We start from the raw sequence: 11,234 nt of genomic DNA, 5'->3' as shown, positions 1-11,234 counted from the left end.
GAGAGTTCAACCCTTAAATGACAGTAATCTGCTGTCGGGTTGGCTTAGTTATGTACGGACTTACACCGTGATTCACTAAGCAACGAATCGCACTCCCTTTCTAAATGAAGGCATCGCGTAGAAACCGGATCGCTGACAATAATTAGCTCAGGTTTTTCAACAATTTTCGTTGATAACAATCTACTAATTATCATTTCGCCCATCGTGCCACCGCCGATAAAGGCAATTTTTAAATCTCCGAGCATATCTTCTCCTTATTATCTAATTTCATTAAATCAAAACAACTTTCGCTCCCCCTGCTCCCTGCTGCCCTGCTTTTTCACATATTATTGGTATCAAGATAGATTGGGTTGAATCACAGCTTTCAATACAGATCCTTGTTCTACATCTGCAAGAGCTTGATTAATTTCTTCTAGTGTGTATGAACGGCTAATCATGCTTTCCCAAGCAATATGTTTTCTGGAATCACCATGACGTTTTAGCAATTCAATCATTCTGTAAAAATGGCTAAAATCAATTCCCCAAGTTCCGCGAATATCAATATGTTTTAGATTAATCTCTAAATGTGGATTGATAAGAATCTCACCCGTGTTGGTGTAATGCCCGACAATAACATAGCGGCCTCCATTTCTCGTCATATTTAAGCCTTCTTTGACAGCAATGGGAATTCCTGTGGCTTCAATTGTCACATCAGCACCGTGTCCATGCGTCAATTCCAAAACCCGCTCAATATGCTGCTGTGGCTCATCAGCTTTAATTACAAGAGTTTCATCTACACCGAAGGATTTGGCAACTACTAACCGACTCTCATATTTATCGATAACAATCACTTTGCCTGCACCTGAGAGCAAAGCGAGAATTGCCACATTCAAACCTACAGGCCCACAACCCTGCACCACGACAACATTACCAATTTGGATTTGCGCTCGGTCAATAGCGTGTATTGCAGTTGGTAAAGCGCACCCCCCAGCAATGAATTGCTTTGCTGAGACTTCTTCAGGTAAAGTGAGAACTTTCACCCCTGGTTTGAGGTAAATTAATTCAGACCAACCACCCAGCAAACCATCTTTGGCTGAGTAAGTGACACCATAAACTTTGCGCTGTGGGCAGCGAGTGGATGCTTTGGCTACTAGACAATACCAGCAATTGTAACAGGTTTCGTGGACATCAAGAAAAGTAGCGATCGCTCCAGGTTGAATTAATTTACCATTGACATCACTAACCTGACCACCTGTTTCTAATACACGGCCAACTGAGAAGTGACCAGGGATGATTGGATAGGGTACTCCCTCTAAATGCCCCCGTAGTAAATGTACATCAGTTCCACAAACTTCACTATATAAAGTTTCAATAATGATTCCACCCTTTTCTAAAATCGGGTCTGGTAATTGTTGCACTGTAACTAGCTCATTAGGTGCAGTCATTACTGCTGCTTTGGGCATGAATCATTACCTCACTGTATTTTCTAACTAGCTTTATATCACTTAGGTAGGGGTTAGAGGCGATGTCAGAGACTAGAGATTAGGGGCTAAAGAAGAAAAAAGTTCTTATTTTGTTGTGAGACTTTCTCTCTATAGCTGACTTGAAAGATTACTCAAAAAAAATACTAGCCTCCAGCCTCTAACTTCTGCTTCAAGACCAGAAAATAATTTCACCGTTAGGAAGTAAGCCAATCATGGAAGTGAAGCCCACACGTTGTCCATCCATCGGCTCAACATAGTGAAAGTTGCTTGTATTGAAAAGTAATACATCTCCCACATAAGGTTGAAAAGCGATTGTGTCTACATCTGTGATTACAGTATCGCTATATCCGTAGGAATCTAGTTTATATTGCTCATCGCTTGGTTGCCAACGGCGATCGTAAATGCAGGTTTTACCATGATTATTGTCAGATAATTTCAAGTACAAAGTCCAAGAAAGTTGAGTAGTAATTGTACAAACTTCCCATTCAGATTGCTCTAATGGAGCAAAATCAATATGAACTTGTGTACCATGCTCTATTTTTCTGATCAGTCCTGCATAATAACTACCATAGTCTGGTTCAGAAGCAATTCGCACATTCGCACCACACTCTCGGAATTGCTTCATGATGCGCTCTAATGGATTGAAGGAAGCTGCAAAAATTGAATCTCTTAATTTAGTTGCTCTTTCTACTTCTTTAAAATAATTTGCTTTACTAATGCTGTTATATTCAAACACTGTGATGCCAACTTTTTCAATTTTAGGACTCACATCTTGATAAGCGTTAAAGTTGAGTGATTGAGATTGAGCATATAAAGTTTCACACTCTTGGGCGCTAGCAAATTCTTTTAGCCGAATCAGAGGAATGCGATGTTCAATCAACATTCTTAAAGATTCTGCGGTTAAGGGATACTCTTGGTTTTTTTCCCACAGTGTAGATTTAATCTGGTTAGAAGCAGCAGTCATAATCAGTTCCTTACACTTAAATTGCAAATCGAATGAAATATATTTAAGTTCACAGCAAATAATGCCAAAAATCTAGTTGTTTAGCAATAATATCTTTAATCAATCTATGATTTTTTAATCAGAGAATGTTTGAAAAGTTTTATTATTAGCAACAGAACGTATTAAATACCTTTAAATTCGTCTTTCTCAGGAGAAGTAAGCAGGATAAATAGGTAAAAACACAACAAATCACTTTTCAAACAACCTCTTGGTCATTGCCTAGTACAATGCAGCGTAAAGAAGCTACCAGTTGGAAATATCTAAAACACTCGCAAAAGCGTAATTACATATTCCAAACTTCAGGATTGATAATGTAAGGTGGCTTCTCGCCCTGAAGTACTTGAAGGATTTGATTAGCTGCGGAAATTGCAGCAGCCATACCAGCTTCAGGTGTAACTCCAGCAAGATGGGGTGAGAAAATTACATTGTCAAAGCCATATAAAGGATTATCTATAGATGAGGGTTCCGGCTCAAACACATCAATTGCGGCTCCTACTATCAATTTTTCACGTATGGCTGTAACCAAATCTCGTTCTCTAATTATTTTCCCACAAGATGTATTGATTAAGAAAGCAGTAGGCTTCATTTTCTGGAAAGCTTCCAAAGCAAACATTTCATAAGTTTCATTAGTTAGCTCAGGATGCAAAGATACAAAGTCAGATTTAGCTAAAAGGTAGTCTAAATCTTGTACCAAGGTTGCGCCCTTAAGAAACTTAAGAAACTTAAGAAACTTAAGAACATTAAGACAGTTAACCTCAGATATTGCGCCTAAACAGTAATCATCCACAATTTTTATGGTTGACGCAGGCTTTCTTACCCCAAACATACTCCAGCAAAGAGTTTACGACATTTTATCCTATTCTTCTCTCATCAGAGTGATGGAAAAGCGATAGTTTGATATTAATTACTTAATATTAATAATTATTAAATATTTTTTCTTAACTGCCCGCTTAACTTTCTTAAATTTCTTAGAATCATTACTTTTTAACTGTCTTAACTGACCTTGAAAATATATTTGATTAATGATATACATTTAAATTGAAAAACAAATTAATTCTTTTAAGGAAAACTCTATGCCTACAAACACAGTCAAAACAGTGAATTTTGGAGCGTTACCATTTTTTGCGCGTTTCTTGGAAGAGCAAGCTACTGAAGGAACAGAGGTTCCTTGGACTTACAAGTTTCCTTCAGATTTGGAAGATAAATAATTTATTTAGTCTTCTACATCTGAAAGTACGTTTCTAATCGGAAAAATACCTTGTAATTGGCTGAATCATAATTTAATAGAGTAGCAGCGATCAAATAACTGAAAACTACTCATAAAAACGCGATCGCTTTCATATCACCTTATCCATAATATGGAGATGATTGCTTTTTTAGACTCCTAGATTATTTAAAAATCCTGGTTTATAAAAAGCAATTTTTTCGTTATTTCTTAATAGCTACCTCCTAAAATTATCAATAAAATATATGCACCTGTCTCGTGATGTTGTTTTATTAATCACTCACAGTGGTGATTTCTTCACAATAGATAGAGTGGCAGAAGCCTTATTAAAAAAAGGGATGCAACCATTTCGTCTAGATACTGATAAATTTCCTCTAGAAGTGCAATTAACAGCACATTTTGATAAGTCTAAAAGCTACCACACTATAGAATGTAACAACCACTCTATCAGCACAGAGCAGGTGCAAGCTGTATGGATGCGCCGTATTTGGGAACCACAACTGAGTCAAGAATTAGCACCAAAGTTCCGAGAAGCTTGCGTTAGAGAATCACTTGCAACTTTAGATGGTTTTTGGGACAGTCTCAAAGGAGCTACGTGGGTAGATAATTTAGAGCGGATAGATTATGCAAGTAACAAGCTTCGTCAACTGCGGATTGCGTCTGAAGTCGGTTTTGTTATTCCCCAGACTCTTGTTACCAACAAAGCTCAAGCAGCACGAGAGTTTTTTCAGCAAGTTAACGGCAAAATGGTGAGCAAGCTGTTAACTGCTCTTTCCCGCAGTATGGAAGCTAACTCCTCGTTTTTTCTGTACACCAGCATCGTCAAAGAAGAAGACTTACAAGATGCCGAGTCACTGCGCTATTGCCCAATGGTTTTTCAAGAGCAAATTCCAAAGCAACAGGAATTACGGGTGGTGTATGTGAATGGTAATGTATTTGTGGGGGCGCTAAATGCAGATGTGTATGCAGCAGCCAAAGTTGATTGGCGTAAACCTGGTGTTGAGGTTGGCACATGGCAACATCACCAACTTCCTGATGAAGTAGTTCGCCGTCTTAAAGACTTTATGGGTAAACTTGGGCTGTTGTTTGGAGCCTTAGATTTCATCGTCACACCATCAGGCGAATACGTCTTTTTGGAAATCAACCCTGTGGGGGAGTGGGGAATGCTGGAAAAGGATTTAAACTTACCCATTGCAAGTGCGATCGCAGATGCTCTTGTACCAATTCGTAATTCGTAATACTTCGGCTACGCTCAGTACAAGTTCGTAATTCGTAATTATTAAGAAAGTCAATTACTGTAGGGTATCTTAGGCGCAACTCAATTATGACTGTATTAATAGTCACGTTTAGCAAAGATAACGAAAGCATTCCTCTAGTCATCAAAGAAATTGAGGCTAGAGGAGAAAAAGCATTTAGGTTTGACACAGACAGATATCCCACCGAAGTCAAGCTAGATATTTACTGCGGCAATACTGAACGGGTAATTATTACTGATGGCGAACAAAAGCTAGATTTGAGCGAAGTCTCCTCAGTTTGGTATCGGCGGATGCGCTACGGACAAAAAATCCCCGACTCAATGGACAAGCAATATAGAGATGCGTCAATTAATGAATGTCGCGCCACAGTCAGGGGTATGATTGCCAGCCTTCAGGGATTCCACTTTGATAAAATGTCCAATGTGGATCGGGCTAATAATAAGCAACTACAATTGCAAATTGCACGAGAAGTTGGTCTTGTAACTCCACGTACTCTAACTTCAAATAATCCAGAAGTAGTCAAGCAATTTGCTCAAGAGTGTCAGCAAGGTATAGTTACCAAGATGCTTTCTTCCTTTGCTATTTATGACGATCGGGGGCGAGAAAACGTTGTGTTTACCACTCCAGTTACAAATGACGATCTGGAAAATATGGAAGGACTGCGTTTTTGTCCGATGACCTTTCAAGAAAATGTGCCCAAGGCGCTGGAGTTGCGGACAACTATTGTCGGACACCGCGTATTTACTGCCGCAGTAGATTCCCAAAGTTTAGAAGGATCTACTTACGATTGGCGCAAAGAGGGGAGAGCCTTAGTTAAAAATTGGCAACCCTATGATTTGCCAGAAGATATTGAGAAAAAACTGCTCAAACTGATGGCTTATTTTGGCTTAAACTATGGAGCAATTGATATTATTGTCACACCCGATGGTCGCCATGTATTCCTCGAAGTTAATCCAGTCGGGGAATTTTTTTGGCTGGAGATATATTCACCACACTACCCTATTTCGCAGGCGATCGCAGAAGTATTACTGACTAATAAAAATTAGGGAATTGAGCCTTGTATATTTTTATTGTCTTCTATTTTGAAAGGTGTTAGTGAGATTTCACTATTAAGTTTATTAATATTAAATTCTTTATTTAAAAGTACAAATTATTGATGTTTGGAGATTAAATCCTTGTGATAAACCTAGTAAATACACAAACAGTTTTAACATTTAATGGGGTAAATGATTATATAGATTTTGGCAGAAATGATATTGGTGGTGTTTTCGCTCAAGGAAGTTCAGCTTTTACGGTTTCAGGATGGATAAATCCACATGAACTAACAAATAAAGCCACTAGTTACGGGACGCGCAATGTATTTTTTGCCCGTTCTTCAGAGAGATTCAGCGATAATTTTGAATTCGGCATCAGTGAAGCAGGAAGCCTAGATGTCTACATTGATGAAACTGTTAGCAAGGGTATCAAAACTTTTGGGCAAGGAGAATTAACTATAGAACAATGGCACTTTTTTGCTATTGTTTTTAACAGTGGTCAGCTAGCGGTATACCTTGACGATCGTGAATATAACGATTCTCTTAGAGGTTCATCTTTAAACAAAGCCACAAGTTCTATAACTCTGGGAGCAACGTTACATAAACAGGTCTATTTCAAAGGACAATTAGCAAATATTAGCGTTTGGAATTATCCCTGTACTCAAGCAGAAATCCAGAATCATCGTTGTGGGCTAATAGTCGGAGATGAAGAAGGATTAGTGGCCTACTGGAGATTAGACGATGGGCAAGGTACAACTGTCAAAAACCAAACTGGAAAAAACCAAACTGGAAAGTCCTATCAAGGAAACTTTCGTGGTAATCCTATTTGGACTTTAGCAGAAATTCCATTCGCAACACAATCATCAAATCCAGTTCCATTTGCAGCAGAATTATCCAATCAAGAAGATATTCAACTTGAAGAGATCCAAACTGAGATAGCAGTTATTCCTGAAGAAAATATCTCACCACTAACCACAAGTTTATTAGCAGCAACGGTATCGTTAGTAAGCGACGAAAACCAACCGAAGGAAATTCAACAGACAGAAATAAACAGCGAAGAATCCGAGATTATTCCAACTGCGATCGCTCATGACGAGGAAACCAAAACAGACCCAACTGAAGATCCCGTCAATATCCAACAAGCACAAATATTAACTCAGGAGGAATCGCCGTTAGTAAGCAACGACGAAGACCAAGCAAAGGGAGTTCAACAGACAGAAATAAACAGCGAAGAATCCGAGATTATTCCAACTGCGATCGCTCTCAGTCCACATGACGAGGAAACCAAAACAGACCAAACTGAAGATCCCGTCAATATCCAACAAGCACAAGTATTAACTCAGGAGGAATCGCCAGAAACCATGAATACAAAAGCCCATCCCAAATATAAAATACTTTGCATTGATGGAGGCGGTATTCGGGGCATTATTCCGGCATTACTCCTATCAGAAATTGAAAGGCGGACACAAAAGCCTATATTCAGTTTGTTTGATTTAATTACTGGCACTTCCAGCGGCGGAATTTTAGCACTTGGACTAACTAAACCCCGATTAAGTTCTAATGTATCTGATAACTTGCCAGTAGCTGAATACACTGCTGAGGATCTCCTACAGTTATTTATTGAGTATGGAGTAGAAATATTTTATGAGCCGTTGTTTGAAAGACTACTTGGCCCGTTAGAGGATATATTTCTCCAGCCAAAATATCCTTCCGAAAGTAAAGAAGAAATTTTCAGGCAATATTTTGGTAACGCCCTTCTAGAAAATAATCTCAAAGAAGTTTTTGTAACGAGTTACGATATCGAGCAGCGAATTCCGATATTTTTTACAAACCAACTAGAAAAACAGCAAATAGAATCTAAGAATTTTCAGAAGTTATGTGGAGGCTTTTCGCTCCTAGATGCAGCATTGGCAACTAGTGCCACTCCGACTTATTTTGCTCCTCATCGGATTGTAAACCCCCACAATAGCGGCATCGCCTACACTTTAATCGATGGTGGAGTATTTGCTAATAATCCAGCCCATTTAGCTATTTTAGAAGCAAAAATTAGTAGTAAACGAAAAGCCCAAAAAGTCCTCAATACAGAAGATATTTTAGTAGTTTCTTTAGGTACAGGTTCGCTGACGAGTGTCTACCCTTATAAAGAAGTCAAAAATTGGGGACTCTTGCAATGGGGAAGACCGCTTTTAAATATTATGTTTGACGGTAGTAGTGAAGTGGTAGCTGGAGAATTAGAACAGTTGTTTGAACCTAGCGATCGAGAAGCTAAAAGTTTTTATTATCGCTTTCAAACATTATTAGATAGTGAACTAGAAGAAATAGATAATACCAAACTCCAAAATACTCGTCAGTTACAAGCTATAGCCCATCGATTAATATCTAACAAAAGTCAACAAATCGATGAACTGTGTAGTCTTTTGTTGGGCTAAAATCAGATTTCTTACATCTTGCACCAGTTAGTTGGTGCAAGATGTAAGATTTTTAATTTCTTCACAAAAGAAATTAGTAATGACTCTCTTAGTCATGTTTTCACTTTACAAGGATTGTAGGTAAATACAATGGATGAACTCGTCAAAAAAATTTCTGGTTTAGGCCTTCCTGGCATACTTTTTGTGATAGCAACGGGTGCATCAGGGGGTAATGTCGCTGCCGTTGTCGCTATGCTTTCAACGCTGGGCGGGCCTTTAGGTCTCTTAGGAGGTTTAGGCTTGCTTGGGCTGGTAGCCGTTCTAGGGGAATATATAGCGGGATTTGGAATTGAAAACATTCTCAAGCTCGTCTATACAGAACGTAGCAAAACTGAATCTGTCAGATTTCTTCTCAAAGAAATTCAAGAATTGCCCATTTCAGATGAGTTAAAACTCAAACTGAAACATCATATTAGCCCAGTAGTTGTTACTGAGCCAGATCAAGGCCCTTTTCCGAGAACAGTCGAAATTGTTGATGAGGAACCATTGACTTAGTGCATTCGATTTGCTCCCCCTAGCCCACGCCAGTCGCTACCCTGACTTAACGCTTACAGCGTAGCTGGCTCCCCTTAAAAAAGGAGGAAATTTAATTAATTTCCTCCTTAAAAAGAGGAATTTAGGGGGAGCTAAAAATCTCGAATACAACACTATAAAAGTTTTCAGACATTCTCTGAAAGGAAAAATGGCTTTTCAGTCTAACTTAAATTCTCAAAGGCCATTTCAAAATTCCTAGTGTAATTAGTAATGGCTACATTTTTAAAATATGCAAACTCCATCTGTGCGTGAGCAAAATACAATAAATCCTTTTTCAGCCTTGATTCAATTTTGGCAGGATGTAAAAGTAGTTGCCGGGCCTTATTGGTATCCAACAAAAGCAGAAGGAAGAGTATTTTCAGATGTGATTCGCTCATGGGTAATGCTCATTCTCCTAATATTATTAATAGTCGTAATTGTCGGTGCAAATGCTGCAAATAGTTACTGGAATCGCTATGTAATTGATATCGTTATTGAACAAAAAGACCTTGATAAATACAATGGTACTTTATTGCTGTCCAGCCTCATTATTGTCGGGATGGTCTTGTTAGTAACTCTTTTGAGATATGTCAGAAAAAAAATAATTCTTGAGTGGTATAAATGGCTAAATATTCATGTTTTAGAGAAATACTTAAGCAATCAAGCTTATTATAAAATCAATTTCAAATCTGATATAGATAATCCAGATCAACGCTTATCCCAAGAGATAGAACCCATTACGAGTATTGGCTTGAGATTTTCCTCTTCTTTACTGGAAAAATCTTTAGAAATGATCAGTTCTTTGATAATTCTCTGGATAGTTTCTTCACAAATCGCAATATATTTAGTTATTTATACAATTGTAGGAAATTTCATAGCTGTTTACTTGAATCAAGCAATAAATAAAGTTAGCCAAGAAGAACTTGCATTTAAAGCAGATTTTGCCTATTGCTTAACTCATGTTCGTAATCACGCTGAATCAATCGCTTTTTTTCAGGGAGAAGATGAAGAATTAAATATAATTCAGCGCCGATTTAATAATGTTTTAAAAACTGCTGAACGCAGGCTGAATTTAGAGAGGGGACAAGACGCTTTTGGCAGAGCATATCAATCTGCCATTAGCGTATTCTCGATGTTTATTCTTACACCTTTATTTCTTCAAGATAAAATTGATTATGGACAAATAAACCAAGCTAGTTTTGCTTGCTTTATGTTTTCTAATGCTCTAGGAGAACTAATATCTGAGTTTGGAATTTCAGGAAGATTTTCTAGCTATGTAAAGCGTTTAGCAGAGTTTTCAGATGCGCTACAGGCTGCTAGTAAACAACCAGAGAACGCCAGTACTATTCAAATTCTAGAAGAAGAACGTTTAGCTTTTGAAAATGTCACTTTACAAACACCAGATTATGAACAGGTAATTGTTGAAAATTTGTCATTTGCTGTTGGGCCAGGTGAAGGGTTATTGATTGTTGGCCCTAGTGGTAGGGGTAAAAGTTCTTTGTTGAGAGCGATCGCTGGTTTGTGGAATGCGGGAACTGGGCGTCTAGTGCGTCCTCCTCTAAAAGAAGTATTATTCTTACCCCAACGCCCTTATATCATTTTAGGGACTTTGCGCGAACAGTTGCTCTATCCTCACACAGATAGGAAAATGAGCGATCGCGAACTTGAACACATTTTGCAACAAGTTAACCTGCAACACTTACTTACCCGCGTCGATGGCTTTGATACAGAAGTTCCTTGGGAAAATATATTGTCCTTAGGAGAACAACAACGCCTCGCTTTTGCACGGCTATTAATTACACATCCTAGTTTCACTATCTTAGATGAAGCAACGAGTGCTTTAGATTTAAATAACGAAGGTAATTTATATCAACAGTTACAATCAACGAAAACAACTTTTATCAGTGTTGGACATAGAGAAAGCTTATTTAATTATCATCAATGGGTGTTAGAACTTTCACAAGGATCTAATTGGCAACTTGTTTCTATGCCAGATTATCAATTACAAAAAGGGATTGTTATTAAACCAGTTGAAAAGGAGCAAATTACGATAGACATTTACCCGAAAAATGAAATTACAATAAAACTAGAATCAGCAGCGATCGCCACAATTATAGGAATTTCTCATAAAGAGCTTCAGACATTAACACACCATTCTATTAATACGATTAGAAGCAAGGCTAGTCAAGAAAAGTCTGTAACTACTAAGGATGGTGTAACCTACCGCTATAATAAAAACCCGGAGGTATTGAAATGGGTAAGAGTTTAGTAA

At 38.1% G+C, this 11,234-nt stretch carries 10 protein-coding genes; 6 read left to right on the top strand and 4 right to left on the bottom strand.

Features of this window, described 5'->3' with window-relative positions:
* Positions 1-44 precede the first annotated feature (44 nt).
* The 4 genes from V7K44_RS01435 to V7K44_RS01420 form a co-directional block, all read right to left on the bottom strand.
* Positions 45-245: an NAD(P)-binding domain-containing protein gene (locus V7K44_RS01435; RefSeq protein ID WP_334927940.1), complete on the bottom strand. Its 201-nt coding sequence runs from the start codon at positions 243-245 to the stop codon at positions 45-47.
* A 90-nt stretch (positions 246-335) separates the two neighbouring features.
* Positions 336-1,442, bottom strand: a complete 1,107-nt coding sequence (locus V7K44_RS01430) for a zinc-binding dehydrogenase (RefSeq protein WP_334927938.1) — start codon at positions 1,440-1,442, stop codon at positions 336-338.
* A 190-nt stretch (positions 1,443-1,632) separates the two neighbouring features.
* Positions 1,633-2,427, bottom strand: a complete 795-nt coding sequence (locus V7K44_RS01425; RefSeq protein WP_334927936.1) for a 2OG-Fe(II)-dependent halogenase WelO5 family protein — start codon at positions 2,425-2,427, stop codon at positions 1,633-1,635.
* A gap of 322 nt (positions 2,428-2,749) precedes the next feature.
* On the bottom strand, positions 2,750-3,253 hold the full coding sequence (locus tag V7K44_RS01420) for an NAD(P)-dependent oxidoreductase (RefSeq protein WP_334927934.1): 504 nt from the start codon (positions 3,251-3,253) through the stop codon (positions 2,750-2,752).
* 286 nt (positions 3,254-3,539) lie between these two features.
* Between V7K44_RS01420 and V7K44_RS01415 the strand changes: the two genes are divergently transcribed.
* From V7K44_RS01415 to V7K44_RS01390, 6 genes are all read left to right on the top strand, one after another.
* Positions 3,540-3,674, top strand: coding sequence for a microviridin/marinostatin family tricyclic proteinase inhibitor (locus V7K44_RS01415; RefSeq protein WP_334927932.1), 135 nt, complete (start codon positions 3,540-3,542; stop codon positions 3,672-3,674).
* Positions 3,675-3,936: 262 nt separating this feature from the next.
* Complete coding sequence (locus V7K44_RS01410; protein ID WP_334927930.1) at positions 3,937-4,929, top strand: MvdC family ATP-grasp ribosomal peptide maturase; 993 nt, start codon at positions 3,937-3,939, stop codon at positions 4,927-4,929.
* Between the two features lie 86 nt (positions 4,930-5,015).
* On the top strand, positions 5,016-5,993 hold the full coding sequence (locus tag V7K44_RS01405) for an MvdD family ATP-grasp ribosomal peptide maturase (protein WP_334927929.1): 978 nt from the start codon (positions 5,016-5,018) through the stop codon (positions 5,991-5,993).
* 131 nt (positions 5,994-6,124) lie between these two features.
* Positions 6,125-8,410, top strand: coding sequence for a patatin-like phospholipase family protein (locus V7K44_RS01400; RefSeq protein WP_334927927.1), 2,286 nt, complete (start codon positions 6,125-6,127; stop codon positions 8,408-8,410).
* A 129-nt stretch (positions 8,411-8,539) separates the two neighbouring features.
* Positions 8,540-8,944, top strand: a complete 405-nt coding sequence (locus V7K44_RS01395) for a hypothetical protein (RefSeq protein ID WP_323198827.1) — start codon at positions 8,540-8,542, stop codon at positions 8,942-8,944.
* Positions 8,945-9,212: 268 nt separating this feature from the next.
* A complete protein-coding gene (locus V7K44_RS01390) occupies positions 9,213-11,231 on the top strand; it encodes an ABC transporter ATP-binding protein/permease (RefSeq protein ID WP_334927923.1) in 2,019 nt (672 codons plus the stop codon).
* Positions 11,232-11,234 lie beyond the last annotated feature (3 nt).

This window comes from Nostoc sp. (assembly GCF_036917235.1).
Lineage (GTDB): Bacteria > Cyanobacteriota > Cyanobacteriia > Cyanobacteriales > Nostocaceae > Nostoc.
This window is presented reverse-complemented; position numbering and strand designations above follow the sequence as displayed.

What these genes read in the sequence shown, in the direction of transcription:
- V7K44_RS01435 (WP_334927940.1), bottom strand. Translation starts at nt 245, where the DNA reads ATGCTCGGAGATTTAAAAATTGCCTTTATCGGCGGTGGCACGATGGGC.
- V7K44_RS01430 (WP_334927938.1), bottom strand. Translation starts at nt 1,442, where the DNA reads ATGCCCAAAGCAGCAGTAATGACTGCACCTAATGAGCTAGTTACAGTG.
- V7K44_RS01425 (WP_334927936.1), bottom strand. Translation starts at nt 2,427, where the DNA reads ATGACTGCTGCTTCTAACCAGATTAAATCTACACTGTGGGAAAAAAAC.
- V7K44_RS01415 (WP_334927932.1), top strand. Translation starts at nt 3,540, where the DNA reads ATGCCTACAAACACAGTCAAAACAGTGAATTTTGGAGCGTTACCATTT.
- V7K44_RS01410 (WP_334927930.1), top strand. Translation starts at nt 3,937, where the DNA reads ATGCACCTGTCTCGTGATGTTGTTTTATTAATCACTCACAGTGGTGAT.
- V7K44_RS01405 (WP_334927929.1), top strand. Translation starts at nt 5,016, where the DNA reads ATGACTGTATTAATAGTCACGTTTAGCAAAGATAACGAAAGCATTCCT.
- V7K44_RS01395 (WP_323198827.1), top strand. Translation starts at nt 8,540, where the DNA reads ATGGATGAACTCGTCAAAAAAATTTCTGGTTTAGGCCTTCCTGGCATA.
- V7K44_RS01390 (WP_334927923.1), top strand. Translation starts at nt 9,213, where the DNA reads ATGCAAACTCCATCTGTGCGTGAGCAAAATACAATAAATCCTTTTTCA.